The organism is Enterobacter sp. A103 (assembly GCF_034427535.1).
GTDB lineage: Bacteria > Pseudomonadota > Gammaproteobacteria > Enterobacterales > Enterobacteriaceae > Enterobacter > Enterobacter asburiae_B.
In genome coordinates this window covers 91,208-116,818 of the sequence record NZ_JAXQPQ010000006.1, presented here as the reverse complement: position 1 = coordinate 116,818, position 25,611 = coordinate 91,208, and the positions used below count along the sequence as shown (strand labels likewise).

Below are 25,611 nucleotides of genomic sequence, written 5' to 3'. Positions count from 1 at the left end.
TGGGAGAGGGCCGGGGTGAGGGCACCGGACCGCACCTAACCCTTAATCGGTGAATTCCGACGCTTGCGCGGGTGATGGAAGTGCCGCCAGTGCGGATCCTGCGCCGCCGCCAGCAGTTCGTGGTCGCCGCGGGTGTCTCCCCAGGCGCGCAGGTGATAGGCGTTCAGATCGCCATATACTTTTTCCAGCCTTGCCACCTTCTGGGCGCAGCGGCAGTTATTGCCCGTGATGCGCCCCGTCAGCTTGCCGTCTTTCACTTCCAGCTGCGTGCCAATCAGCTTAATGCCGAGCTTATCAGCCCACGGCTGGAGCACCAGCGCCGGGGATGCGGAACAGATGGTCACCTCCGCACCGGAATTTACCTCAGCCGCCACCGCCAGAACCCCTTCGGGGCGCATCAGCTTGTTCCAGTATTTTTCGCAAAAGGCTTCCGCCTGCTGGCGCAGCCAGTGTTCATCCACGCCCGTCAGGAAGGTTTTAATCAGCACTTCCTTCAGCTCATCGCGCGTCAGCTTGCGACGCACGCAGTGGAGCGTGGGCAGCGCCATGCGCACCAGGCGGCCCGCGAAGTAACGTTTGCCGAAGGCAAAACGCAGGAAAGGAATAAAGCTGTCGTGGTGCGTTAATGTCCCGTCAAAGTCGAAGACAGAGAGCACGCTGGATTTAGCCACCGTCTCGTCGGCAATCATATTGGTCATAAATACGTCTTAGCTGAAATACACATTCTGCGGATCAGTTTACCTGCTTTAGCTGGACAGTCCTTATATCACCACTCTTTTTTTCTCGATCTTGCGATCTCAAAGTGAGTCCATTTTTGGCCTCGATAACAATTGGTGAAAAAACGAGCTGTCTATATTATCGCCACATCGCAAGATATTTAGGGGAACCATTGGCCCCCACAGGTAAGGAAAAACTCACTCACTACTTCTTTCTTGATATGACTCTTAGATCGCTTATTTCAATCCTCACGTTAAGTTTTGCTTCGTTTTCTGCGTTCAGCTTTCAGCTTTCAGCGTCGATGTTATCGATGAACAGCGAGCTGGCGGCATCACCGGCGAAATCTGCGCTGGTGCATCAGGAAACAGGTCCGCTGCGCTCGCGTATTCTCGATCAATACCAGAAATGGAAAGGCACCCAGTACCGGTGGGGCGGAACCACGCATCGCGGGGTGGATTGCTCCGCGCTCATGCAGCACCTGTTCACCGATGCGGCGCATCTTAATTTGCCGCGCACGACGAGTGAACAGATCCATCGCGGCGTGCAGGTCGCCCAATACCGCCTGAGAGCCGGCGATCTGGTCTTCTTCCAGACGGGCCCGAACCGCAAGCACGTCGGCGTTTATATTGGCAAAAACCAGTTTATTCATGCCTCAACCAGTCAGGGCGTAACGGTCTCAACCCTGACGGATGATTACTGGCAGGCACACTACATTACCGCCCGTCGCATCGCAGGCAGTGCGGCCTGACAGCGTCAGATGATGTCATCCACGACGCCACCGTCGACGCGCAGCGCCGCGCCCGAGGTGGCGGAGGCCTGGGTCGAACAGACATAAATCACCATATTGGCCACCTCTTCAACCGTGGCCGCGCGCTGGATAACCGAGCTGGGGCGGTTGGCCATCACAAACTCTTTCGCCAGCTGCTCCAGCGATTTGCCGGTTTTTTCGATTTCATCTTTCATCATCTCGGCGAAACCGTCAGACATCGTCGGGCCCGGCAGGACGCTGTTGACCGTCACGCCGCTCCCCGCCACAAACTTCGCCAGACCGCGCGCCAGCGAGAGCTGCGCCGTTTTGGTCACGCCGTAGTGGATCATATCCGCCGGAATATTGCAGGCCGACTCTGACGAGATAAACACCACGCGTCCCCAGCCTTTCTGCACCATACCCGGCAGCAGGGCGCGGGACAGACGCACGCCGGACATCACGTTGGTCTGCCAGTAACGCTCCCAGGTTTCATCGTCGGTGGCATAGAAGTCCTGCGGGCCGTAAATCCCGGCGTTGTTGACCAGAATATCGACGTTATTCGCCACCTTCAGAAGCGACTCGACCCCTTCCGCCGTGCTGAGATCGGCAATCGCGGCACGCACCTGTACGCCCGGCACCACCTGCTGGAGCTGCTGAATGCCTTTATTCACCGATTCAGTGCTGCGGCCATTGACGATCACTTCCGCACCGCTTTCTGCCAGACCTCTGGCAATGGCGAACCCGATCCCGCCGGTTGAGGCGGTCACCAGCGCCACTTTCCCCGCAAAGTCGATTTTCATCATCTGCTCCTTCTCGTTTTAACGTTCGGACCTTAAAGCGTAGCAGGTGAGGATGACGGCTCCTGGCTAAAAAGGCGCAACAGCGTCTCAACCTGTTCATCAAGCGGGGCGAGGGAACGTTTAACAATCAGGTGAAGCGGCGTTGCCCTGCGCGCGCCGTGGCTCAGCGGCAGCCGTTTTAGTACACCCTGATCCAACTGGGTCTGGATGCGTTCCTCTGGCAGCCAGCCGTAGCCGACCTGAGAGACGACGGCTTCAATCGCGGCATCGATGGTGGAGAAGGTCCACGACTCGCCGGCAGCACGCGCGGCGGGCTGGCTGTCCGCAATCTGGATGAGCGGCCACGGGCGCAGCATCTCATCATTGAGCGGCGCGTCGAGGAGAAACAAGGGGTGCCGGGAATGGGCCACGGCAACAAAGTCGATATTCATCAGCCATTCTCCGAGCCCGGTAATGTCCTGGCGGCGGGTTAAGACCATCACATCGGCTTCGTCGTTAATGGCATCAGCGCGGGTATTTTCCAGCACCTCGGTCAGACGTACCTGAGTCTGCGGATACTGCTGCTGGAACTGACGAAGAATAGCGAACAGGCGGCGGCGCGGGAAAATGGAGTCCACCACCAGATCTAACCGCGTTCGCATCCCGTTGCGAAGGGTCGCTGCGCGCGTCTCAACGTACGAAAACGCTTTCAGCAGCGGTTTAACCTGGTTGAGAAGAAGTTCTCCGGCCGGAGTTAACACCGCCCGTCGCCCCTCCGGGACCAGCAGCGCCACGCCGAGCCGCTCCTGCAGCAGCGACAGGTTATAGCTCACCGAGGACTGGCTGCGGTGGGTTTCTTCCGCGGCTTTGGCAAAGCTGCCCGCTTCCACCACTCTTTCCAGTAAAGCCCATTGTTCCAGCGTCGTCTTATGCATGATTTATCTAAAATTTGGATGAATTTGATTAAAACATAGCGTTATTCATTCATTTTTTGAAGGGGTACGATCGTCTCATCAAAACAAAGGAGACATCTTATGAACACCTTCGACAAACACGACTTAAGCGGCTTTGTTGGTAAACATCTTGTATATACCTACGATAACGGCTGGAACTACGAGATTTACGTAAAAAATGAGACCACGCTTGATTACCGTATTCACAGCGGTCTTGTGGCCAACCGTTGGGTGAAAGATCAGCAGGCTTATATCGTGCGGGTAGGCGAGAGCATCTATAAAATTTCCTGGACCGAACCAACCGGTACCGACGTCAGCCTGATCGTGAACCTGGGCGACAAGCTGTTCCACGGCACCATCTTCTTCCCACGCTGGGTCATGAACAACCCGGAAAAAACCGTCTGCTTCCAGAACGACCATATTCCGCTGATGAACAGCTATCGCGATGCGGGTCCGGCGTATCCAACGGAAGTGATTGATGAATTCGCTACGATCACCTTTGTGCGCGACTGCGGTGCCAATAATGAAAGCGTTATTGCCTGTGCGGCCAGTGAATTACCGAAAAACTTTCCAGATAATCTCTAATAAGCGCGACAATTAACTAAAAAGAAAAGTTCCCGGCTATTTCATATTATTTTGAAATGGCCGGGATTTTTTTTGTTTGTTGATGATTGGTTTAAATGAATCCATTTCAAAATGTTGCGAAAGATCACATTAAAAATATTTAATATTAATTTAACTTGTTGTTTTTCAACCAGCTGCTAGTTGTCTTATAACGTTGCAAACGTTGTCTTAATTTTTCCCTAAGGAAAGAGAGCTACTTTGATATAAGTTTATGGTTCGTTGAAATAAACGGGCTGGCATTTGGTTAATATCAAAAACATGCCATTTTTATTGCAAGGAAATTAATAATGAGTGATTTTCTGCCTTTTTCGCGGCCGTCGATGGGCGCTGAGGAAATTGCGGCGCTTCAGGACGTTTTGATGTCGGGCTGGATCACCACTGGGCCTAAGAATCAGGAACTTGAAGAGGCATTCTGTCAGCTTACCGGGAATCAGCATGCGATTGCCGTCTGTTCAGCCACCGCGGGTATGCACGTCACGCTGATGGCGCTGGATATTGGCCCGGGCGATGAAGTCATTACCCCTTCCCAGACCTGGGTATCCACGCTGAATATGATCGTGTTGCTGGGTGCCACACCGGTCATGATTGATGTGGACAAAGATACGTTAATGGTGACGCCAGAAGCCGTTGAAGCCGCCATTACCCCGCGTACCAAAGCCATTATTCCCGTTCATTATGCTGGCGCGCCGTGTGAAATCGACGCCATTCATGCCATCGGTGAACGTCACGGTATTCCGGTTATTGAAGATGCGGCCCATGCCGCCGGAACCTACTACAAGAACCGTCATGTGGGATGGAAAGGGACCGCGATTTTTTCCTTCCACGCCATTAAAAATATGACCTGCGCGGAAGGCGGCTTAGTCGTCACGGATAATGCCCAGCTGGCGCAGCGGATCCGCAGCCTGAAATTCCATGGCCTGGGCGTAGATGCCTATGACCGCCAGACGCACGGCCGCGCGCCGCAGGCGGAAGTGATCGCGCCGGGCTATAAATACAACCTGGCGGATATCAACGCCGCGCTGGCGCTGGTGCAGTTAGGCAAGCTGAAAGAGGCCAACAGACGCCGCCAGGAAATTGCTGAACGCTACCTGCGTGAGCTTGCCGATACGCCGTTCCAGCCGCTCACCATTCCGTCATGGCCGCACGTGCACGCCTGGCACCTGTTTATTATTCGCGTTGACGAAGCGCGCTGCGGAATTTCCCGCGACAACCTGATGGCGGCGCTGAAAGAGAAAGGCATCGGTACCGGCCTCCACTTCCGCGCGGCGCACACCCAAAAATACTACCGCGAGCGTTTTCCTGATGTATCGCTCCCGAATTCTGAATGGAATAGCGCGCGTATTTGTTCTCTCCCTCTTTTCCCGGACATGACTCATGACGACACAACCCGCGTCATTACCGCACTCCATCAGCTTGCAGGACATTGATATGTTCAGTGCACCGCCTGTACAAAAAGTTTCCGTGGTAATCCCGGTTTATAACGAGCAGGAGAGCCTGCCCGAACTGATCCGCCGTACAACCGCCGCCTGCGACACGATGGGCAAGGCTTATGAAATTCTGCTGGTAGATGATGGCAGTAGCGATAATTCCGCGCTGATGCTGACCGAGGCCGCGCAGGCCGAAGGCAGCCATATTGTTGCCGTGCTGCTCAACCGCAACTACGGCCAGCACTCGGCGATTATGGCGGGGTTTAGCCACGTCACGGGCGATCTGGTCATCACCCTGGACGCTGACCTGCAAAACCCGCCGGAAGAGATCCCGCGCCTGGTCGCCAAAGCCGATGAAGGCTATGACGTGGTCGGCACGGTACGTCAGAACCGTCAGGACAGTCTGTTCCGCAAGCTGGCCTCACGCACCATCAACCGCCTTATCCAGCGCACGACCGGTAAAGCGATGGGCGATTACGGCTGCATGCTGCGCGCCTACCGCCACCATATTGTCGACGCCATGCTGCACTGCCATGAGCGCAGCACCTTTATTCCTATCCTCGCCAACACCTTTGCCCGCAAGGCAACGGAGATTCCGGTTCTGCACGCCGAGCGCGAGCACGGGGAATCGAAGTACAGCTTTATGCGTCTCATCAACCTGATGTATGACCTCATCACCTGCCTGACCACCACGCCGCTGCGTCTGCTGAGCGTGTTCGGCAGCATCATCGCCGTGGCCGGGTTTGCGTTGTCCGTTCTGCTGGTGGTACTGCGCCTGGTCTTTGGCCCGCAGTGGGCGGCGGAAGGGGTCTTCATGCTCTTTGCCGTGCTGTTTATGTTCATCGGCGCCCAGTTTGTCGGGATGGGCCTTCTCGGTGAATACATTGGCCGTATCTATAACGATGTTCGCGCGCGTCCGCGCTACTTTATTCAACGTGTTGTCCGTCAGGAACACAAAGCATCTCAAGAGGAAATTCACCCATGAAAGCTGTTGTATTTGCCTATCACGATATGGGGTGCACGGGCACGCTGGCCCTGCTGGAAGCGGGCTATGACATTGCGGCAATCTTTACCCATCCGGACACGACCGGAGAGAATAACTTTTTTGGCTCCGTGGCGCGTATCGCCGCCGAGCGTGGGATCCCGGTTTATGCACCGGACGACGTCAACCACCCGCTGTGGGTGGATCGCATCCGCGCGCTCGCGCCTGACGTAATCTTCTCGTTCTACTATCGCAACCTGCTCTCTGACGAGATCTTAGGTCTGGCCGCAAAAGGCGCCTTTAATCTTCACGGTTCTCTGCTGCCCGCCTACCGCGGCCGCGCTCCGCTAAACTGGGTGCTGGTGAACGGTGAAACGGAAACGGGCGTGACGCTGCACCGCATGGTGCGCCGTGCGGATGCGGGCGCTATCGTGGCACAGCAGAAGGTCGCTATTGATGCGGACGAAACGGCGCTGCTGCTGCATCAAAAGCTGAATGCAACGGCACAGACGCTGCTGCGTGATGCCCTTCCAGGCATCCTCAACGGCACCTTCAGCGAGACCGCGCAGGATGAGAGCAAGGCAAGCATCTTTGGCCGCCGCGCGCCGGAAGATGGTCGTCTGGACTGGAACAAGCCTGCCCGCCAGCTGCATAACCTGGTGCGCGCCGTAACCGACCCGTGGCCGGGCGCGTACAGCTTTGCGGGCGTAAGCAAATTTATCGTCTGGAAATCCCGCGTGCGTGACGACATCCCTGCTGCCAAACCGGGCACCGTCGTCTCCGTCTCCCCGCTGATTGTAAGCTGCGGTGAACAGGCGCTGGAGATCGTCACCGGACAAACCGACAACGGCCTGTACGTTCAGGGCACGCAGCTGGCGCAGTCTCTGGGTCTGGTGGCCGGGGCGCTGATCACCAGCGCGCCGGTGGTTGCCATCAAGCGCCGTACCCGCGTGCTGATCCTCGGCGTGAACGGCTTTATCGGTAACCACCTGACGGAACGTCTGCTCAAGGACGATAACTACGAGATTTACGGTCTGGATATCGGCTCTGACGCCATCAGCCGTTTCCTCGATAATCCGCGTTTCCACTTCGTGGAAGGGGACATCAGCATCCATTCCGAGTGGATTGAATACCACATTAAAAAATGCGACGTGGTGCTGCCGCTGGTCGCCATTGCCACGCCAATCGAGTACACCCGTAACCCGCTGCGCGTGTTCGAGCTGGACTTTGAAGAGAACCTGAAGATCATCCGCGACTGCGTGAAATACGACAAGCGCATCATCTTCCCGTCCACGTCTGAAGTGTACGGCATGTGTACCGATAAGAACTTCGATGAAGACACCTCCAACCTGGTGGTTGGGCCGATCAACAAACAGCGCTGGATTTACTCCGTCTCCAAACAGCTGCTGGACCGCGTGATTTGGGCCTACGGTGAGAAAGAGGGCCTGCGCTTTACCCTGTTCCGTCCGTTCAACTGGATGGGCCCGCGTCTGGATAACCTCAACGCGGCGCGTATCGGCAGCTCCCGTGCGATCACCCAGCTGATCCTGAACCTGGTGGAAGGCTCGCCAATTAAGCTTATCGAAGGCGGGAAACAGAAACGCTGCTTTACGGACATCAGCGACGGTATCGAAGCGCTGTTCCGCATCATCGAAAACAAAGATAACCGCTGCAACGGTGAAATCATCAACATCGGTAACCCGGACAACGAAGCGAGCATTCGCGAGCTGGCAGAGATGCTGCTGGCCAGCTTTGAGCGCCATCCGCTGCGCGACAAGTTCCCGCCGTTTGCCGGTTTCCGCGAAGTGGAAAGCAGCAGCTACTATGGTAAGGGCTACCAGGACGTTGAGCACCGTAAGCCAAGCATTCGCAACGCGAAGCGCTGCCTGAACTGGACGCCGACGGTGAAGATGGAGCAGACCATTGACGAAACGCTCGATTTCTTCCTGCGCACCGTGGAGCTGTCGGAACAGGCCTCATGAAAAAAGTCGGTTTACGCATTGATGTCGACACCTTCAGGGGAACGCGTGACGGCGTACCCAAACTGCTGGAACTGCTGAGCAAGCACGGTGTGCGTTCCAGCATTTTCTTCAGCGTGGGGCCTGACAACATGGGACGCCATTTATGGCGTCTGATTAAACCGGCATTTCTGTTCAAAATGCTGCGCTCGCGCGCAGCATCCCTCTACGGCTGGGATATTTTGCTGGCCGGCACCGCCTGGCCCGGCAGACGTATCGGCGCGGGTAATGAAGCCGTTATCCGTGAGGCGGCGCAGCATCATGAGGTGGGTCTGCACGCCTGGGACCACCATGCCTGGCAAGCCTGGGCGGGCGTCTGGGATATCCCGCGCCTGTCCCGTGAGGTCGAGCGTGGGATGCTGGAGCTGGAGGCCATTACCGGTCAGCCCGTGCGTTGCTCCGCCGTGGCGGGATGGCGTGCGGATCAGCGCGTCGTGAAGGCCAAAGAAGCCTTTGCGTTTCGCTACAACAGCGACTGTCGCGGAACCGGGCCCTTTTTGCCGCTGTTAGGCGAAAATCGCTACGGAACGGTGCAAATTCCGGTTACGCTTCCCACCTGGGATGAAGTGGTCGGGCGCGAGGTGAAGGCTGATGAGTTCAATCGCTACATTCTGGACCGCATCCATCGTGACGCCGGCACGCCGGTGTATACCATCCATGCCGAAGTGGAAGGGATTGCGTATCAGCATGATTTCGACGAACTGCTGACGATGGCCGCTCAGGAGGGCATTGAATTTTGCCCGCTGAGCGAGCTGCTGCCGGACGATCTCAGCACCCTGCCCGTGGGCAAAGTCGTACGTAATGAAATGGCTGGCCGGGAAGGCTGGCTTGGCTATCAACAAACCGTGAGTCCGGTCCCATGAAAACAGCCCGTTATGGCTTAGCGCTTCTCGCACTGTTTATCGTTTACTACCTCATTCCGGTCGATATTCGTCTGCTCTGGCAGCCTGATGAAACGCGCTATGCGGAAATCAGCCGCGAAATGCTGGCATCCGGAGACTGGGTAGTCCCGCATTTTCTGGGGCTGCGTTACTTTGAAAAACCGATTGCTGGCTACTGGATCAACAGCATCGGGCAGTTGCTGTTCGGGCACACCAACCTCGCCGTGCGCGCCGGATCTATATTCTCAACCGGGTTAGCGGCGCTGCTGGTCATCTGGATGGCATGGCGTCTCTGGCGAGATAAGCGGACCGCCATTTTCTCCGGTCTTATCTTCATGACCCTGTTCCTGGTGTATGGCATCGGCACGTATGCGGTGCTGGATCCTATCATCACCCTGTGGCTGGTGGCGGCGATGTGCAGCTTCTGGCTGGCCTCACAGGCTCAAACCGTTGCAGGAAAAGCGGGTGGCTATGTGCTGCTTGGGCTGGCCTGCGGGATGGGGGTGATGACCAAAGGCTTCCTGGCGCTGGCGGTACCGGTGATTGGCGTGCTGCCGTGGGTAATCGCCCATAAGCGCTGGAAAGAGGTGCTGATTTTTGGCTGGCTCGCGATCCTGAGCTGTGTGCTGATTGTTCTGCCGTGGGCGCTGGCCATTGCGCAGCGTGAGCCTGACTTCTGGCGTTATTTCTTCTGGGTTGAGCATATTCAGCGTTTTGCCCAGAGCGACGCGCAGCACAAAGCCCCGTTCTGGTACTACATACCGTTCCTGATCGCGGGCAGCCTGCCGTGGCTTGCGCTTTTGCCCGGTGCGATTCGTCTCGGCTGGAATGACCGACAAAACGCGGGTGGCGGGTTCTATCTGCTGGGTTGGGTGGTGATGCCGCTGCTGTTCTTCAGCATCGCCAAAGGCAAGCTGCCGACCTATATCCTGCCGTGCTTTGCCCCGCTGGCGATCCTGATGGCGCGCTATGCCTGCCTCGCGGCGGAAAAAGGTGCCAGAGCGTTACGCATTAACGGCGGGATTAACCTGGCGTTTGGCGTTATCGGCGTGGCGGCGGCGCTGGTGGTCTCGCCGTGGGGACTGTCTAAGCATCCGGTCTGGACGTCGGTCGAACTGTATAAAGTCTTCTGTGCGGTGGTGGCGTTCCTCATCTGGGCCGCGGTAGGCTGGTTTACCTTCAGACAGAGCCAGCAGCGCTGGTGGCTGGCGGCACTGTGCCCCGCAGGGCTGGCGCTGCTGATTGGTTTTGCCATTCCTAACCTGGTGGTGGATTCCAAACAGCCGCAGTCGCTGGTCGATACCGTGCGCGAGCCGCTTCAGGAAAGCCGATTCGTGCTGGCCAATAACGTGGGCGTGGCCGCGGGCCTGGCGTGGGAGCTGAAGCGTAATGACATCACGCTGTTTGGTCAGAGCGGCGAACTGCGCTACGGGCTGGATTATCCCGATGTGAAAGATCGTTTTGTCAGTGAGGACGACTTCGCGCAGTGGCTGGCGGAGCACCGTCAGCAGGGGCGCGTATCGCTGGTCATGCTGCTGTCAAAACGCGACGATATTTCACAGGCGAATTTACCGCAGCCGGACAATCTCTATATTCAGGGGCGTCTGGCCCTGCTGGAGTACCTGCCGAAGTGATGACCTGGATTTGGCTGATACTGGCAAGCCTGCTCAGCTGCGCGGGGCAGCTGTGCCAGAAACAGGCTACCCGTCCGGCGAAAGCCGGGCGGCGTGGGGCGCATATCGCGCTGTGGCTTGGCCTGGCACTGCTGGCGCTGGGCAGCGGGATGCTGGTCTGGCTGGTGGTGCTGCAACGCCTGCCTGTCGGCATTGCGTATCCTATGCTGAGCCTCAATTTTGTCTGGGTGACGCTGGCGGCGAAGGCGTTCTGGCGTGAGCACGTTGCTGCGCATCACTGGCTGGGGGTAGGGTTCATCATCATTGGGATTATTGTGCTGGGAGGGAGCCTGTGAAAGGAGCGTTCTGGGCCTTATGCAGCGTGCTGTTAGTCAGCGCGGCGCAGCTGCTGCTGCGCAATGCCATGCAGGCATTGCCACCGGTCAGTGAGATCCTGGTGTTTGTTTCCGCGCTGTGGCACTTCTCGTCCGGCACGGGCGCGCTGCTGCTGGGGTTGACGGGGTACGTGGCCTCCATGGGCTGCTGGTATCTGGCGCTGCACCGTATGGCGCTCAGCAAAGCCTATGCCTTGCTGAGTCTTAGCTACATCCTGGTGTGGGCCGCCGCGATCCTGCTGCCCGGCTGGGGAGAACGCTTCTCCTGGCACGGGCTGGTGGGCGTCGGGTTTATTATTCTGGGTGTGTTAGTGATTTTTCTGCCCCGAACGTCCCAACGTGAATAATCGACTCGTGGGTCAGGGTATAAGGGGTCGATGTGCAGACGGCAAGGCTCAGCGAGCCGACCTGTAGCTGGCTGACCGCGTGCGTCTGCGCCGTGCTGTCGATGCTGACAATCTGCCAGGCGCTGCCGCCACGCTGTTTCACAATCGCTTCTTTCCGCGTCCAGATACGCCAGAAGGCGGAAAGCCGTTCCTCGGGCGCTTCACGCTCCAGCTCGTCATGCTCGGTCATGCTGAATACCGCATTAGCCAGCGCCTGCCAGTTCTTCCTCGGGCGAATCACTTCGATATCGCAGCCGACTTCACCTTCATCGCTCATCAGCAGGGCGATATCGTCACCGCTGTGGCTCAGGTTGAACCACAGCGGATTTCCCTTCGCAAAGGCCGGTTTCCCCTGCTCACCGTAAATGATGTCGGGGAGCGGGTGAGGGGATAACGTTCTGGCGAGCAGCGTTCTCCCGGCCAGCCAGGAGGCCTGTCGGGCACCCTGAGGCGCCCTGTCTGCGAGCGCTGACGCCAGCGGGTCCGCGCAAAGGGTGGAGATTTTTCCCAGTACAAACTGGTACATAGTTACGCCCAGCGTTTAATGATGATCGAGGTGTTGATGCCGCCAAACGCGAAGTTATTGCTCTGCAGATACTCGCAGTCAATCTGACGGGCTTCCCCCATAATATAATCTAAAGCACCGCATTGCTCATCCGGCTGCGTTAAATTGAGCGTCGGGGCAAACCAGCCTTCACGCATCATCTGCAGGCTCATCCACGCTTCCAGCGCGCCGCAGGCACCCAGCGTGTGGCCAAAATAGCTCTTCAGCGAGGACACCGGCACGCTGTCACCGTAGATGGCGGCAGTGGCCTGACTTTCGGCGATATCGCCGCGATCGGTGGCGGTACCGTGCGCGGAGATATACCCCATATCCCGGGCGCTTAATCCCGCCATGGCCAGCGACTGCTCCATGCAAATCTGCATGGTGTCACGCTGAGGCTGGGTGATATGGGCCGCGTCACAGTTGGTGGCAAAGCCCACGATCTCACCGTAGATTGTCGCCCCGCGCGCTCTGGCGTGCTCCAGCTCTTCCAGAATCAGGGTGCCTGCGCCTTCCCCAATGACCAGACCATCGCGCTGCGTATCGAACGGAGAAGGGGTGGTTTTGGGTTCGTCGTTACGCTGGCTGGTGGCAAACAGCGTGTCAAACACCGCCGCTTCAGACGGACACAATTCTTCCGCGCCCCCCGCGACCATCACGGTCTGATACCCGTGGCGAATCGCCTCCCAGGCGTAGCCAATCGCCTGGCTGCCGGAGGTACAGGCGCTCGACGTCGGGATCACACGGCCGCGCAACCCAAAGAACAGCCCGGTATTCACCGCCGTGGTGTGCGGCATCATCTGGACGTAGGTTGTCCCGGTGATGTTATTGGTGTGCTTTTCGGTGAGCATGGTCGCGAATTCGCTGACCGGACCGGTGCTGCCAGTCGAAGAACCGTAGGCGATACCGGTTTGACCGTTGGTGAGCACCGCTTCGCCAATCAGTCCCGCCTGCTCCAGCGCCAGCTCGGTGGCGCGGGTCGACATCAACGACACGCGGCCCATGGCGCGAATACGCTTGCGGGTATAGTGTTCCGGCAGCGTGAAATCGTCGATCGGCGCGCCCAGGAGGGTATGCAGGCCATCGTACACCTGCCATTCCGGCATTTTACGCACCGCGTTTTCATACGCCAGCAGCCTGCTGGAAATGGAATGCCAGCTTTCGCCAAAGGCGGTCACGCCGCCCATGCCCGTAATCACCACGCGACGCGTCATAGCATGCCTCCGTTAATGGAAATGACCTGGCGGGTAACGTAGCCCGCGATATCCGACATCAGATAGCTTGCCAGCCCGGCGACCTCTTCAGCCTGGCCCATCCGTTTCATTGGGATGATGGACATGGCTTCCTTCAGCGCGGCCTCTTCCATCTCAATCATGCCGGTATCAATCAGGCCCGGGGCAATGCAGTTGACGGTGATTTTGCGTTTTGCCAGCTCAATCGCCAGCGCTTTGGTGGCGCCGATAATGCCCGCTTTGGCCGCGCTGTAGTTCACCTGTCCGCGGTTGCCCATCACGCCGGACACGGACGATAAGGTGATAATGCGCCCCCCTTTACGGGTGCCAATCATCGGCATAATGCAGGGGTGAATGACGTTATAAAAACTGTCGAGATTGGTGTGGATCACGCTGTCCCAGTCGTCTTCGCTCAGCGCCGGAAAGGCGCCGTCGCGCGTAATTCCGGCGTTGCTGACCACGCCATACCATGCGCCATGGGCTTCAATCTCCTGCTCCAGCACCTCGCGGCACTGTTCGCGGTTGCCCACATCAAAGGCGAGTAAACGACCGTTGCCACCCGCCTGCGTGATGGCGTCCAGCGTCTCCTGCGCGCCTGCGGCATCACGATGGTAATGCACGCCTACGGTAAAACCGTCGGCGGCAAGCTGACGAGCGATGGCGCGCCCTATGCCTTTGCTGGCCCCGGTGACCAGTACGGAACGACTCATGCGTTAGATCCCTGATTAAAAAGCGATGTTAATTCTTCTGCGCTCGGCTGGAAGGTGTTGACCCGGCCCGTGGCCAGCGTCTCTTCATTCGCGGAAATCGCGCATTCAAAACTGCCGAAGCGTTCGTCCTGCATCAGCAGCTTAACGGTGATGTCCAGCGTCAGACCCTGCGTAAAACAGCCGCTGGCGCAGACCAGCTCGCGCGCGCCGAGCACCATGCCCAGCGCGATATGATCCTGCCCCTGCTGCTGGCGATGCCAGCCTGACCAGACGCCGACGGTCTGCGCCATCAGCTCGAGCGCGTACCAGCCCGGCAGGTCGCCATCGGCGTTGAGAAACGGCGCCAGCACGCTTTGCCCGTTGACCGCCACGCGGCAGACCGCCGTGTCGTCCGAAACGTTCTCAACGGACCCCAGCAGCATCATCGGCGCCTCGTGCGGCAGATAGGCTTCGGGTGATAAGTAGCTCATGAGGCTCTCCCCAGCAGGATGCTGGCGTTATTGCCGCCAAACGCGAACGAGTTAGACAAAATGACCGGTTTTTTCAGAGCGGCTCGCTGGTGCAGCAGGCCGCACGGTGCCAGCGTGTCGTCCGGCGCGTAGCGGGCGAAGTCCTGCGGAGGCAACGGCAGATCGCGCGTCAGAATCAGCCAGCTCAGGGCCGCTTCGGTAATACCGGCGGCGCCCAGCGTATGGCCGGTAAGGTGTTTGGTTGAGCTGCACGGCACGCTTTCCCCGAAGAGATCGTGAACCACCTGCGATTCAATCTGATCGTTGAGCGGCGTGGCCGTGCCGTGCAGGTTGATGTAGCCGATATCCTGCGGCTGCATATCCGCTTCGTTAAGCGCCTGCGCGATAGCCCTTATCGCCCCTTCACCCTGCGGATGCGGGGCGGAAATATGGTACGCATCGCTGGATTCGCCCGTTCCGAGCAGCGCCACGTCCGCGGGCTCCCGGCTCAATACCATCAGCGCGGCGGCTTCACCAATGGTGATCCCCCGGCGGTCGCGACCAAACGGCTCGCAGAGCGTAGGGGAGAAGGATTCAAGGCTGTTAAAGCCGTTGACGGGCATCCGGCTCAGGGTATCGGCCCCGCCGACAATGGCGATGTCCACCAGCCCGGCTTCAATCAGACGTTTGCCGCCGATCATCGCCCGCGCGCTGGAAGAGCAGGCCGTGGAGATCGTATAGGCCGGGCCTTCGAGCTGAAGCCAGTTGGCGAGGAAGCGGGACGGATCGCCAAGCTCCTGCTGCGGATACTGCCAGCGCGTGCTCGCTTCGCCATGGGCCATGTGGCGCACGTGCTCATCGCCTTCGTCCAGCCCGGAGGTGCTGGTCCCCAGCACCACGGCCACGCGGTCGCGACCGACGCGGGCGATGGCCTCGTCAACGGCGGGCTGAATCTGCGCCAGCGCGGCCAGCAGCAGCTGGTTATTGCGGGTGCGGTGTGCGGCGAAGGCGTCCGGGATGGGCGGAAGCTCGCCTTCCACGCCGCCCAGTACGGCTTCGGGTAAACCCTGCAACCAGCCGGTCCGGGCGTGCATTCCCGGCGCCACGCCTGCCGCCAGGTTCGCGGCAATCTCGTCAGGCGAGTTGCCCAGCGCGTTGACCATGCCAACAGCGGATATATAAATCATCTCAGTCACCCAGATATTGAATGGTGATGTGGTATTTAAAGACGTGCTGCTCGATGCTGATCGGCTCGCGCTTGCCTTTGCGCTGCAGGTAGACAATCTCCGTCACCAGCTTGCCGCTGGCGTTACGCAGCTCGCGCCGATCGCCATTGTCCGTTAACGTCCAGCCCTTCGGCAACTGCGGCTGCCAGGCGCTAATCGGCCAGTGGCTGAGCATCACGTCGGCCAGCACCTGGCTGGCGGGCGGCAGCTGCGGCACGACGATCGACTGCTCGGTATGAATACCGGTCTCATCGTACGTCGCCAGGAACAGGCGAATGCCTACGGAAGAGAGCCCGGCCAGCGTGACCTTATGCGCATCCGCGTTGAGCATCACCAGCAGGGACTGCGTTTGTCCGTTAAAGCTGCCGGTCAGCAGCTGCTGGGAGCTTACCGCCGGGCTGATGCCGGGCGGGGGCAGCGTCACTCTGGTGCCCGGCTGGAGCCAGGCCTGAGGCCGCGTCTCTTTGGTATCGGTCGAATGGCTGCAGCCCGCCAGCAGCAGCGCCGCGGCCAGCGCGACGGTGCGATAAAAAGCGTTCATTTACGTTTTCTCTCTTTCTTATCCGGCATCGCCAGCGGAGCCAGCAGGAAGGCGGTAAAAATACCGCTCACCAGCACGATGCCAAAGCTGCTGATGGCCTGGGTGGCGCTGAAGACGAGCATGCCCAGCGTCAGCAGCGTGGTCATCATGGCCAGCGTAATCGCCAGCATCGAGGTCAGCGGCGTACCGCGCGGGTTGCTGAAAAACAGCGTGTAGTTAATGCCAATGCCGAGCACCAGTACCAGCGCCAGCAGTGAGAACAGATTCACCGGGTGGCCCGTTGCGGCCAGCACCGCCAGGCCGCAGCTCAGCGACAGCACGGACGGCACCAGGCTTATCAGCCCTTTACGCCAGCCGAGGCGCAGCATCGCCCCGCAGGCAATCACCGCCAGCGCGGCAAACAGTAGCCCCGTCAGCAGCGTGCGGTAGAGGGCAAACAGGCTATCAAAGCTGGCTTTGCGATCGACCCAGACGACGCCGTCATGGCGCGCGGCCAGTTCACCGAGGTAAGCGCTGTTTTTCGCGCCGTCCACCGGCACCAGCACGCCGCTTTCCCCGTTGGGCAGGGTCAGCCAGAGCAGACGCCAGCCTTCGCTGGCCGGGCTTTTAAGCCACGCGTCCACGCTGACCGGCATGGCGTCGAGATTTGGAGATACGGCGTTGAGCCCGGCGCTTTTCAGCACGTTAGTTACCGCAGGGGCAGCCTCGCGCAGCAGCTTCAGATCGCTTTTCTGGCGGGCCAGCGAGTTCAGCGGCAGCGTACGCCAGCGGGCGATCTCTCCGGCTTTTTGCGCCTGTGCCAGCGCCGGGGTAAAGGCTTCCAGCCGCTCCAGCGTTTGCTGAGGCGAGGCGCCATGAACCACAAACCATTTCTGATCGACGCTCTGTCCGGTCAGGGCGGTAATGGCCTTCTCCTGCGCCAGAATATCTTTCGGCAGGGCCTGCAGCTGGGCGATGTCGTCGTCCACCCTCAGGGTGCTCATCCCCACGGCGGAGAGCAGCGCCAGCGCGACGGGCAAACCCACGGACAGTTTTTTATTGCGTCGCCACGCGGCCAGCCAGCGCAGCATGATAACCATCAGCGGAACCGGGCGCACCGGTAATCCCCGGCACAGCCACGGATGCCAGAAAATCACCGTCAGGCAGGAGGCGCTCAGCCCCACGGCGGCGAACACCGCCATCTGGCGGATCCCGGGGAAGGGGGCCAGCATCATAATCAGGTAGGCGGCGACGGTCGTCAGCAGCGCCAGCAGCAGCGCATTGCGTACTTTCGCCAGGCTTTGCCAGGGGGAATGCTCCGCGCCGTGCACCATCCGTTCGGTCAGGTAGTAGAGCGTGTAGTCGGCTGAAATACCGATGATGCTCATGCTCATCACCAGCGTCATCAGGTGCAGTTCGCCAAAGAGCAGCAGCGTCACCACCGTGCCCGCCAGCGCGCCGATGGCAATGGAGAGCACGCTCAGCAGCAGCGGGCGCAGAGAGCGGAACACCGCGACGATGAGCAGGAACACGCCAAGCAGGGTGGCGATGCCCAGCGTCGAGACGTCGCGTTTGGCCTGCTGGCTGGCGTAATCGCTGTAGAACACGGTCCCGCGCGAAAGCAGCTGCGCCTGCGGGAAACGGGCTTTTAGCGTCTCCTGCAGCGCGTTAAGCGTCGTCACCAGCCGGTGGGTCTGCTGCATATCAAATGACGAGCCCGCCAACTCGCCGTGCAGCAGATACCAGTAGTTTCCCGCCTCATCCTGTGTGACCAGCCAGCCGTCCATCAGCCGCAGCTTCTGGCCGTTTTGCGCCAGAGCGAGCTGCGAGCCGCGCATCAGCATCAGGGGATCGTTTTGCAGCTCTTTGCCGCTGACGCCGGAAAAGGCCGAATAGAGCTGAGATAAAATCCACTGCGCCTGCGCTTCTCCGCCGTTTTGCAGGCGGGTGCGGGTGGCGGGATCGATCAGGCCATTTCGGTGCTGCCAGAAGAACTCTCCCCAGGCCTTTTGCCCGGCGGCGTCCATCGGGCCTTTGACCTCGCTGAGCGAATCGCTGCTTTGCAGCAACGCCAGCCACTGCTGCGCCACGCGCGGATCGGGCTCTTTCCCGGGGCTGACCAGCCAGACCAGCTGGCGGTCGAGACGCTGCATAAACCCGTCGTTGAGCGTCGGCGGGATCGCCCCCAGCGTCTGCTTCGGCAGCATGGCCAGCACGCTGCTGTTCAGACGCGCGCCGGGCAGAAGCGACAGCAGCACGCCCAGCAGAATCAGGCATAGTGTGGCCCACAGCAGCGCCGGGCGCAGGGATTTACGGTGCGGCAAAGCGTTGGCGTTCGTCATCGGTCAGGCTGGCGGGCGTCAGTTGGTGGCGTGAAAGGGCGATATCGGTACGGTCGCCCTGTTTGTCGTTGAGACGAATCGTCTCCAGATAGGTCGCGCCGCCCAGATCGAGGGTGGCGAAAATCTTGTCCAGCGGCGTCGTTTTTGGCGTAAGCACCAGCGACCAGCGGCCGGCGCCCAGGTCTTTAAAATCGATGCGGAAGTTCTCTTCAAGCACCCTGCGGTCGGCCTGGAACAGGGCCCGCAGAAGATGGTTGAACTGGAACATCTGCGGATTATTGTCGGCGGTGACGGTCTGCGGCGGCTGGCCGTTAATGGCCTGAACCATCCGCTTGTCGTCCAGCAGGAGCGTCATCGGAAACGGCGCTTTTTGATCCCACAGCAGGCCGCTGTCGCGGGCGATCAGCATCTCGCCCTGCGAGCGCAGCGGCTGCGGCATATCTTTTATGGTGCGAACCTGCTCGAAGTGCGCGCGCACGACAGGCTGCCCGGTGAAGCGCTGCTGCAGTTCATCCAGCGTCACGGCGCTGACCAGCGGGCTGACGATCAGCGCCAGCAAAGGCCACCATTTCATGGCGTCACTCCCATTCGTTCAAACAGTATTGCCGGGCTCACAAAGCACATTTCGCGGGTGGCTTCTTCCACCGCTACCTGGATGGTGTAGCCGGTGGTGGTGCGTTTGCCGGTCTGCGCATCGAAAATTTGATAGGCAATGCGCAGGCGGTTTTCATACTCTTCAACGTGCGCGCGGACGCGAATACGCTGCTCAAAGGTCACCGCATCGCGGTATTTCACCCGGGTATCGACGACGGGCCAGACGTAGCCGGAGGCCTTCATCTGGCGATAGCCATAGTCAAACTGATTGAGCAGCGCCTCGCGGGCGATCTCAAAGTAGCGGAAATAGTTGCCGTGCCAGACCACGCCCATCATATCGACGTCGTGGAACGGAACGGTGATCTCGACTTCAGTCGTAAAGCGGGGATCGGTCAGCACCCTTTACTCCTTCTCTCTGGACTCTGGCAGATGCCAGAAATCGAAAAAATTAAACCAGTCGAGCGGCGACAGTAGGGCGTAATGCTCCAGCCGCTGCGCGTAGCGATCGACGGTCTCCTGCAGCGCCTGCTGGCGTTCGCCGCGCGGCAGGCGCAGCGGGTCGGCAAACGGTTCGCTGTGCAGGACGAGCTTACCCTGCTGGCGCAGGGCAAAAATCAGCACCACCGGGCAGCGCAGGATGGAGGCCAGGATAAACGGCCCCTGTGGGAATGGCGCTGGCTGGCCCATGAACGGACTCCAGATCACGCGCCACTCGCCGCCACGCTGCGGATTCACCGCGATGCGGTCGCCCACAATGGCGACCCATTCTCCCCGCTCAAGCTTCTCTTTGATGGCAATCGCGGTGTCCGGGCCGATGTCGGTAACCGACATCAAATTCATGCCCGCCTGGGGCGCCATTTCGCTCATGATTTGCTTAAAGCGCCGGGCGTTTTCGCTGAAGACCAGGGCGGTGATAGTTTTGCTGCCGTCCAGCTGGGCCAGCGCCCGGCAGGCCTCAACGTCGCCAAGATGCGAGGCCAGCAGCAGCTTGCCCTGCGGCGCCGCGACGTTAAGCGTTTCGCTCGCGCCGGGGGCAAAGACCACGTCGCGATCAAACTTCAGCTCACCGCGCCAGCTGGCGACTTTATCCAGCATCGCGTTGCCGAAGCGCATGAAATGGAAAAAGCTGTTGAGCCGCGGGGGAACGGGCATGTTCCGCTGACGCAGCTCGTGCTTCACTCTCTCAATCCACTGCCGCGAGGCCTGGCGCGCCGGACGCGCGATAAGCCAGTACACGCCGATCGTTGGCCAGAGCAGCACCGTAAAGGCCCGTCGCCCCATCAGCTTCCAGACGCGTAGCATCAGGCGCATGCCCCACAGGCCCTTGACCTCGTCCTGCTGCGCCCAGTGCTGGCGGCGTCGACGGAAAAGCAGGCCGGGCATGCGGGGCAGCATGCCGAAGAACAGCCGGGTATGCATCAGGGAGATCCGCACGTTATCTTTTAACGCGTCGAAGTGGGACAACCCGTCCTGCGGGTAGGTGACGCGGGTCGGCAGAAAGACGCTGGCGTTGCCCTGCCAGTAGAGACGGACCATCACTTCGGTGTCAAAGTCCATCCGTTTGCCGAGCGTTTCACGCGCTGCCAGGCGCAGCGTGGGCGAGACCGGGTAGACCCGAAAGCCGCACATGCTGTCTTTAAGCTGAAGGGATAAGGTCTCAATCCACACCCAGACGTGGGTTACCCAGCGCCCGTAGAGCCGCGAGCGCGGAATGGAATCATCGTAAATGGGCTGGCCGGAGATCAGCGCGTCCGGGTGGCACTCCGCCAGCGCCAGCAGTTTGGGAATATCTTCGATGGCGTGCTGACCGTCCGCGTCCACCTGCACGGCGTGGGTATAGCCCGCGCGCGCGCACTCCTCCAGCCCCCTGATGACCGCGGCACCTTTTCCGGCGTTTTGCGCCAGGCGGACCAGCGTTACCTGCGGCTGCTCCGCCGCCAGGCGCTCGAGCTCCTGACGGGTGCTCGCTTCGCTGCCGTCATCCACCACCAGGCACGGCAGGCCGAACGGTGCGAGACGCGACAGCACGCGGGCGATCATGGCGCCGTGGTTGTAGCACGGGATCAGCACGCAGGGGCGGAAGGTTACTGACATAGCCGAATTTTCCCGCTGCTGGCGGTATGGCGCTCCGCCCCGGCGTGACGCTGGTAGCTGAAGGTCAGCATCTGACGTTCGGCATGCCACTCAAGCACCAGCGTCACCGTGGTTTCCGGCAGCAGAGGCGCCTGGAACTTCACGTTTTGAATGCTGTGAAAGCGGTAGCCCGGCGCCAGTAACGTCGTGGCGTAGTGCATCACCCAGTCAAGCTGCGCAACGCCGGGCAGCAGCGGCTGTACGGCAAAATGGCCCTGAAACCAGAACAGCGCCGCGTCGAGATGCAAAATGATTTCCAGCTTCTCCGGCTGTGTCTGGTGGCGCTCAAGTTCATGAATTTTCATGAAATAACTCCTCTAGCTGCGCATAGACACGCTTGTTCATACTGTTTACCGGCATTTCATCGACAATGCGCCAGTAGCGCGGAACGGCGACCGGCTCAAGCCACGGCAGCAGGGCGCGACGCCAGGCGAACTCCTGCGCTTTTTTATCCTGCATATAGCCGCGCTGGCGAACCGCTTCGTCCAGGACCAGCAGTGCGCCAATCCCCTGACGGCCTCCGCGCGTGACCGGCAGCGCAGCCGCTTCGCAAATGCCGTCGAGCTCCAGCAGGCGACGTTCGATCTCGTTAAGCGAGATGCGCTTTTCTTCAATTTTGACCACCCGCCCGCGACGACCGGCGATGCTGAACAGCCCCTCGCTGTCGAAGTGCAGGATATCGTCCAGCTGGAGTCCTTCAGCCTCGTGGATCAGTGGCGACGTGACGCGACAGGCTTCATCTTCCTGATGGAAGATAACGCCGGGGAACGCCAGCCACGGGACGTTATCCTGCTGGCGATGGCGCCAGGCGAGGATCCCGGTTTCGGTGCTGCCATAAATTTCATCCGGGCAGATGTTAAGCCAGCCAGCGGTGGTGGCGACGTCACACCAGGGCAGCATTCCGCCTGCTGAAATCAGCATTCTGACGGGCGGCGCGGGCAGCTCCGTATCCAGGCGCTTCAGGAACGCCGGGCTGCTGATGAACAGGTAATGCCGGTCATGAGGAAGGGCGGCCAGCTGCTCGGCGTAGTAGAGCATCGCGGCATGCAGCGGCAGGCCCAGCGCCATCGGCAAGACGATGCGGAAGGTCAGGCCGTACAGATGTTGCGGTACGACCGAGGCGACAACGCTACAGCCGGTCAGCCGCTCGCCGAAGCGGTCAGCCAGCAGACGGGCTTCGCGATCCAGGCTGACGATATGCTTCATCACCCGGCGCGGGGTACCCGTGGAGCCGGAGGTGAACAGTTCAACGAAGCGGCTTTCGTCAATGGCCGGCAGGGGCGCCCAGCGGCTAGCCGTCTGATGGCTGGAGGCCACCACAATCAGCTTGCCATGGAAACCGAGAGTCCGATCGCTCAGAACGCCGCTAAACAACGCCTGCTGTTCTTCAAGCTGCGAGACGCGGCTATGGCCGGGGATGACCGGCGTTTTACCAGCGTGCAGCGAGGCCAGCAGCGCAACGATAAACAGGTAGCTGTTTTCAAAGCACAGCGCCCACCGCTCGCCTTCCTGCTGACGCAGGGTGTCGACCAGCAGGGTCACGTCGTGGCGCAGCTGGCCAAGCGTCCAGGTACGATCGTCAAGCCAGGCAACGGGCATGTCGTCAGGGCGGGGCGCGTTTAGCCACTGGCCCAGCGGAAGGGGGTTAGTCATTGTGCATCTCTTTTTTAATCACCCGCTGGCGCACCAGCCACTCGGTCGCCATCAGCGTTCCCATCAGGATATAAGCCACCATACCGTTCCACAGCGTCCACAGATGCATGTCGCCGTGGAGCACGGTGAACAGCGCCATCGCGCCGTTTCCGATGAAAAAGCCGCACCAGACGAGGGTCACCTTGCGGGTATAGCGCACGCCCTCCGGGGGCAGGTTTGGCTCGCGCAAGCGCGCCAGCCGTTCGACCAGCGGCATCGCGGTCCACAGCGAACCGCCGAACACGGCCAGCATCACAAGGTTGACGACCACCGGGTAGAACAGCAGCCACTGGTGGGTTTTCAGCAGGTAGCTGGCAGCGCAGAGCGCGATGCCCGCGAGCGCCACGCACTGCACCACATACCGCATCGGGCCAGCGTTCCGTCGCGCCTGGCGCAGCCGCAGCAGCAATACCAGCGCCATCACCGGCAACAGCCACTGCAGGCTGTTGTGCGTCAGCCCAAATCCAATCAGGAAGGGCCACGCCAGCAGCATCAGCCCCGTCAGCAGTGGGATGACCGGGAACGTCCGTCCACCACGCACGACGTCTTACTCTTCGCGCAGAAGCTGTTCGACGGCGTCTACCACATCCTGAACGGTACGAACCGACTTGAAGGTTTCCGGCTTGATTTTCTTGCCCGTTTTCTTCTGCAGATGAACAATCATGTCCACCGCATCAATGCTGTCCAGCTCCAGGTCTTCGTAAAGACGGGCTTCGGGCGTAATGTCCTGCGGGTCGATTTCAAAGAGCTTGGTCAGAAGGCCGCAGACTTCCTGATAAATGGTTTCTTGTTCAGTCATCGTTCACATCTCAGGCGCGTTGAGCGTTGATAAAGGACGCCAGCGTGGCGACGGAAAAGAAGTGCTGGCGCATCTCTTCGCTTTCGGCAGAAAGCACCACGCCATACTGGTTTTTTACCGCCAGACCCAGTTCCAGCGCGTCAATGGAGTCCAGACCCAGCCCATCGCCAAACAGCGCGGCATCGGTATCAATATCCTCTGCGGTAAGCTCGTCCAGATTCAGCGTGGTGATAATGAGATTCTTAATTTCAAGATAAAGCGCTTGCATCATTAATTCCTGACAAAGATTGAAGGCCTGATGTTAATCGATGCTGCAGATGCCGGTTTAACTGCCTTGCCGCCAGCGCCGGTTCTTGTTCATTTGCATCGTAAAATTCGTCGATGTTCACGCGGTCGCGGACATCCACGGTGAAAACAGGTTTTTCTGGCGGTACATCATACCAGTGGCTTTTTTTATCCAGCAGGTGTTCGCTACAGTGGATCAGCACCACCCGCAGATCGCTGTTACAGCGCACGGCGATATTTGCCGCGCCGCGCTGGAGGGAGATAGCCTCGCCAAACCGGGTACGCGTGCCTTCCGGGAAGATTAACAGCGTGTCGCCCTGAGCCAGACGCTGCTGGCTGGCCGCGAGCAGGGGCTCGGCTTCGCTGTTAATCAGATAATCCGCCGCGCGGATAACGCCGCTGACAAAGGGATTGCGCAGCAGCGCGCTTTTCACCAGACAGTCGGTTTCGGGCATCACCGACGCCAGAATCACGTAGTCAATTAACGTGGGGTGGTTAGCCACCACCAGACAACCCCGATCGCTGCGCAGCGCGTCAAGATTGTGAATGCGATAGTCCAGTACGCCGAGGCCGCGCGCAACGGTCAGGAAGAAGCGGAAGCTGGCCGCAATGCTGCGACGCGCCAGGTGGCGACGGCTGGCGCGGTCGCGCTGGACGATCAGCAGCAGGTTGAACCAGACCAGCGACAGCATCAGCCCGCCCACGCCAAACAGCGCGAAGCAGAAGCCGGTCATCACCAGACGCCATAACCAGTTGATACGGGCAGCCAGGCGGTTCATGCGCGCGTCCATTGCCACAGCAAACGTTCGCCGGGCACCGCAAACTGACGTTCCTCGCTGAGATAGCGCTGCAGGAACATCAGGCTTTGCGGCAGGGCGGGTTCTTCACCCGTGCTGCCGCTGCGGGTTTCACACTGCAATCCGTTGCCGGATTCAATCACCAGCGCCAGCGCGTATGGCCAGGTGGGCATGTGCGGCGGTAGCGCCGGATGGTAAAATTCCGGCAGCGCGCCGTCAAAGTCGACCAGCAGGACGCGGGAATAGCCCGCATGCAGCAGGCTCAGCACTTCGCATAAGGCCTGCTGGAAGGTGTCCAGCCCGGCAGAAATGGATGACGAGACGATGGCCTGGCGTGCGGTGATCGTGAGATTGCCCACCGCGGAATTGTGCACGGACATCGCGAAGTCGGTGGGTGAAACGGACTGCCCGGTCGCCAGAGCATGCAGAATACGGTAGTTGCGCTCCAGCTCGCCGTGGCGGCTGGAATAGACGACGGCATCAATGGCGTGGTTTTGCAGCATGGCCAGACCAATATCCACCGCCAGCTTACTGCCTGAATTGAGGCGGCGCGCGGTCATCATGGGTAAAGCGGTCAGGCGGGGAAGCGGGGCCGCTGGGTCAACGGCCAGCTGCAGGCGCGACCATGCCTGCCACTCTGTGGCATCGCTGAGTCCTGGCGCTCTCGCCTGCCAGTCGATAATGTTCAGTGAAAATTTCATCTACGCGCGTCCGCGAAAAAAACCGTATTCAAAGGGCAGACTGGGCCACCCGGCAGCTAAGCTG

General features: G+C 59.8%; 29 protein-coding genes. 9 read left to right on the top strand and 20 right to left on the bottom strand.

The features are described 5' to 3' along the window. Positions 1 to 35 precede the first annotated feature (35 nt). Entirely contained in the window at positions 36 to 698 is a 663-nt protein-coding gene (locus tag SPH27_RS17040; RefSeq protein WP_014885577.1) for an HAD family hydrolase, read from the bottom strand. A 320-nt stretch (positions 699 to 1,018) separates the two neighbouring features. Between SPH27_RS17040 and SPH27_RS17035 the strand changes: the two genes are divergently transcribed. Then, on the top strand, positions 1,019 to 1,465 hold the full coding sequence (locus tag SPH27_RS17035) for an NlpC/P60 family protein (protein ID WP_223862644.1): 447 nt from the start codon (positions 1,019 to 1,021) through the stop codon (positions 1,463 to 1,465). A 5-nt stretch (positions 1,466 to 1,470) separates the two neighbouring features. Here the strand turns inward: SPH27_RS17035 and SPH27_RS17030 are convergent, their stop codons facing one another. Next, positions 1,471 to 2,265, bottom strand: a complete 795-nt coding sequence (locus SPH27_RS17030) for an SDR family NAD(P)-dependent oxidoreductase (protein WP_045403298.1) — start codon at positions 2,263 to 2,265, stop codon at positions 1,471 to 1,473. Positions 2,266 to 2,297: 32 nt separating this feature from the next. Then, complete coding sequence (locus SPH27_RS17025; protein ID WP_033146854.1) at positions 2,298 to 3,179, bottom strand: LysR family transcriptional regulator; 882 nt, start codon at positions 3,177 to 3,179, stop codon at positions 2,298 to 2,300. A gap of 99 nt (positions 3,180 to 3,278) precedes the next feature. Between SPH27_RS17025 and SPH27_RS17020 the strand changes: the two genes are divergently transcribed. From SPH27_RS17020 to arnF, 8 genes are all read left to right on the top strand, one after another. Continuing rightward, complete coding sequence (locus tag SPH27_RS17020) at positions 3,279 to 3,782, top strand: phenolic acid decarboxylase (RefSeq protein ID WP_008503103.1); 504 nt, start codon at positions 3,279 to 3,281, stop codon at positions 3,780 to 3,782. A 326-nt stretch (positions 3,783 to 4,108) separates the two neighbouring features. Further along, the gene (gene arnB / locus SPH27_RS17015) at positions 4,109 to 5,248 is read left to right on the top strand and encodes a UDP-4-amino-4-deoxy-L-arabinose aminotransferase (protein WP_023309541.1); all 1,140 of its coding nucleotides are present in this window, start codon (positions 4,109 to 4,111) and stop codon (positions 5,246 to 5,248) included. A gap of 1 nt (position 5,249) precedes the next feature. After that, positions 5,250 to 6,233: an undecaprenyl-phosphate 4-deoxy-4-formamido-L-arabinose transferase gene (gene arnC / locus SPH27_RS17010; RefSeq protein WP_182071619.1), complete on the top strand. Its 984-nt coding sequence runs from the start codon at positions 5,250 to 5,252 to the stop codon at positions 6,231 to 6,233. Further along, entirely contained in the window at positions 6,230 to 8,212 is a 1,983-nt protein-coding gene (gene arnA / locus SPH27_RS17005; RefSeq protein ID WP_182071613.1) for a bifunctional UDP-4-amino-4-deoxy-L-arabinose formyltransferase/UDP-glucuronic acid oxidase ArnA, read from the top strand. Before arnC ends, arnA begins: the two co-directional genes overlap by 4 nt. Next, a complete protein-coding gene (gene arnD / locus SPH27_RS17000) occupies positions 8,209 to 9,111 on the top strand; it encodes a 4-deoxy-4-formamido-L-arabinose-phosphoundecaprenol deformylase (RefSeq protein ID WP_058842007.1) in 903 nt (300 codons plus the stop codon). Before arnA ends, arnD begins: the two co-directional genes overlap by 4 nt. Then, positions 9,108 to 10,763 (top strand): lipid IV(A) 4-amino-4-deoxy-L-arabinosyltransferase, encoded by a 1,656-nt coding sequence (arnT, locus tag SPH27_RS16995; protein WP_182071612.1) that lies wholly within the window; start codon positions 9,108 to 9,110, stop codon positions 10,761 to 10,763. Before arnD ends, arnT begins: the two co-directional genes overlap by 4 nt. Then, on the top strand, positions 10,763 to 11,098 hold the full coding sequence (gene arnE / locus SPH27_RS16990) for a 4-amino-4-deoxy-L-arabinose-phosphoundecaprenol flippase subunit ArnE (RefSeq protein ID WP_029740670.1): 336 nt from the start codon (positions 10,763 to 10,765) through the stop codon (positions 11,096 to 11,098). The genes arnT and arnE overlap by 1 nt, the downstream gene beginning before the upstream one ends. Further along, positions 11,095 to 11,484 (top strand): 4-amino-4-deoxy-L-arabinose-phosphoundecaprenol flippase subunit ArnF, encoded by a 390-nt coding sequence (arnF, locus tag SPH27_RS16985; RefSeq protein ID WP_047646803.1) that lies wholly within the window; start codon positions 11,095 to 11,097, stop codon positions 11,482 to 11,484. The genes arnE and arnF overlap by 4 nt, the downstream gene beginning before the upstream one ends. Here the strand turns inward: arnF and acpT are convergent. The 17 genes from acpT to SPH27_RS16900 are packed head-to-tail and all read right to left on the bottom strand — an operon-like array spanning position 11,432 to position 25,547. Continuing rightward, complete coding sequence (acpT, locus tag SPH27_RS16980) at positions 11,432 to 12,049, bottom strand: 4'-phosphopantetheinyl transferase AcpT (protein ID WP_047059880.1); 618 nt, start codon at positions 12,047 to 12,049, stop codon at positions 11,432 to 11,434. The two genes, arnF and acpT, sit on opposite strands and share 53 nt — an antisense overlap. Positions 12,050 to 12,051: 2 nt before the next feature. After that, the gene (locus SPH27_RS16975; RefSeq protein WP_182071610.1) at positions 12,052 to 13,281 is read right to left on the bottom strand and encodes a beta-ketoacyl-ACP synthase; all 1,230 of its coding nucleotides are present in this window, start codon (positions 13,279 to 13,281) and stop codon (positions 12,052 to 12,054) included. After that, on the bottom strand, positions 13,278 to 14,009 hold the full coding sequence (locus SPH27_RS16970) for a 3-ketoacyl-ACP reductase FabG2 (protein ID WP_032662188.1): 732 nt from the start codon (positions 14,007 to 14,009) through the stop codon (positions 13,278 to 13,280). The genes SPH27_RS16975 and SPH27_RS16970 overlap by 4 nt, the downstream gene beginning before the upstream one ends. Next, positions 14,006 to 14,479, bottom strand: coding sequence for a 3-hydroxy-fatty acyl-ACP dehydratase (locus SPH27_RS16965; protein WP_182071609.1), 474 nt, complete (start codon positions 14,477 to 14,479; stop codon positions 14,006 to 14,008). Before SPH27_RS16965 ends, SPH27_RS16970 begins: the two co-directional genes overlap by 4 nt. Further along, entirely contained in the window at positions 14,476 to 15,645 is a 1,170-nt protein-coding gene (locus SPH27_RS16960) for a beta-ketoacyl-[acyl-carrier-protein] synthase family protein (protein WP_182071608.1), read from the bottom strand. The genes SPH27_RS16965 and SPH27_RS16960 overlap by 4 nt, the downstream gene beginning before the upstream one ends. Position 15,646: 1 nt before the next feature. After that, complete coding sequence (locus SPH27_RS16955; protein WP_182071607.1) at positions 15,647 to 16,225, bottom strand: DUF3261 domain-containing protein; 579 nt, start codon at positions 16,223 to 16,225, stop codon at positions 15,647 to 15,649. After that, on the bottom strand, positions 16,222 to 18,546 hold the full coding sequence (locus tag SPH27_RS16950; RefSeq protein WP_182071606.1) for an MMPL family transporter: 2,325 nt from the start codon (positions 18,544 to 18,546) through the stop codon (positions 16,222 to 16,224). The genes SPH27_RS16955 and SPH27_RS16950 overlap by 4 nt, the downstream gene beginning before the upstream one ends. Next, positions 18,515 to 19,120 (bottom strand): outer membrane lipoprotein carrier protein LolA, encoded by a 606-nt coding sequence (locus tag SPH27_RS16945; protein WP_033146843.1) that lies wholly within the window; start codon positions 19,118 to 19,120, stop codon positions 18,515 to 18,517. The genes SPH27_RS16950 and SPH27_RS16945 overlap by 32 nt, the downstream gene beginning before the upstream one ends. Further along, positions 19,117 to 19,539, bottom strand: a complete 423-nt coding sequence (locus SPH27_RS16940; protein ID WP_023309526.1) for an acyl-CoA thioesterase — start codon at positions 19,537 to 19,539, stop codon at positions 19,117 to 19,119. Before SPH27_RS16940 ends, SPH27_RS16945 begins: the two co-directional genes overlap by 4 nt. A gap of 3 nt (positions 19,540 to 19,542) precedes the next feature. Further along, positions 19,543 to 21,234 carry a glycosyltransferase family 2 protein gene (locus SPH27_RS16935; protein WP_182071605.1) on the bottom strand — a complete coding sequence of 564 codons (1,692 nt, stop codon included), beginning with the start codon at positions 21,232 to 21,234 and terminating at the stop codon, positions 19,543 to 19,545. Then, positions 21,225 to 21,578: a hydroxymyristoyl-ACP dehydratase gene (locus SPH27_RS16930; protein ID WP_039263058.1), complete on the bottom strand. Its 354-nt coding sequence runs from the start codon at positions 21,576 to 21,578 to the stop codon at positions 21,225 to 21,227. Before SPH27_RS16930 ends, SPH27_RS16935 begins: the two co-directional genes overlap by 10 nt. Next, positions 21,565 to 22,926, bottom strand: a complete 1,362-nt coding sequence (locus SPH27_RS16925; RefSeq protein WP_096150758.1) for an acyl-CoA synthetase — start codon at positions 22,924 to 22,926, stop codon at positions 21,565 to 21,567. The genes SPH27_RS16930 and SPH27_RS16925 overlap by 14 nt, the downstream gene beginning before the upstream one ends. Further along, positions 22,919 to 23,506 (bottom strand): hypothetical protein, encoded by a 588-nt coding sequence (locus tag SPH27_RS16920; RefSeq protein ID WP_029740658.1) that lies wholly within the window; start codon positions 23,504 to 23,506, stop codon positions 22,919 to 22,921. Before SPH27_RS16920 ends, SPH27_RS16925 begins: the two co-directional genes overlap by 8 nt. Before the next feature lie 6 nt (positions 23,507 to 23,512). Beyond that, the gene (locus SPH27_RS16915; RefSeq protein ID WP_024908875.1) at positions 23,513 to 23,764 is read right to left on the bottom strand and encodes an acyl carrier protein; all 252 of its coding nucleotides are present in this window, start codon (positions 23,762 to 23,764) and stop codon (positions 23,513 to 23,515) included. A 10-nt stretch (positions 23,765 to 23,774) separates the two neighbouring features. After that, entirely contained in the window at positions 23,775 to 24,032 is a 258-nt protein-coding gene (locus SPH27_RS16910) for a phosphopantetheine-binding protein (protein ID WP_008503081.1), read from the bottom strand. Beyond that, the gene (locus SPH27_RS16905; RefSeq protein WP_182071604.1) at positions 24,013 to 24,828 is read right to left on the bottom strand and encodes a lysophospholipid acyltransferase family protein; all 816 of its coding nucleotides are present in this window, start codon (positions 24,826 to 24,828) and stop codon (positions 24,013 to 24,015) included. The genes SPH27_RS16910 and SPH27_RS16905 overlap by 20 nt, the downstream gene beginning before the upstream one ends. Beyond that, on the bottom strand, positions 24,825 to 25,547 hold the full coding sequence (locus tag SPH27_RS16900; protein ID WP_039263062.1) for a beta-ketoacyl synthase chain length factor: 723 nt from the start codon (positions 25,545 to 25,547) through the stop codon (positions 24,825 to 24,827). The genes SPH27_RS16905 and SPH27_RS16900 overlap by 4 nt, the downstream gene beginning before the upstream one ends. Between the last annotated feature and the right edge of the window lie 64 nt (positions 25,548 to 25,611).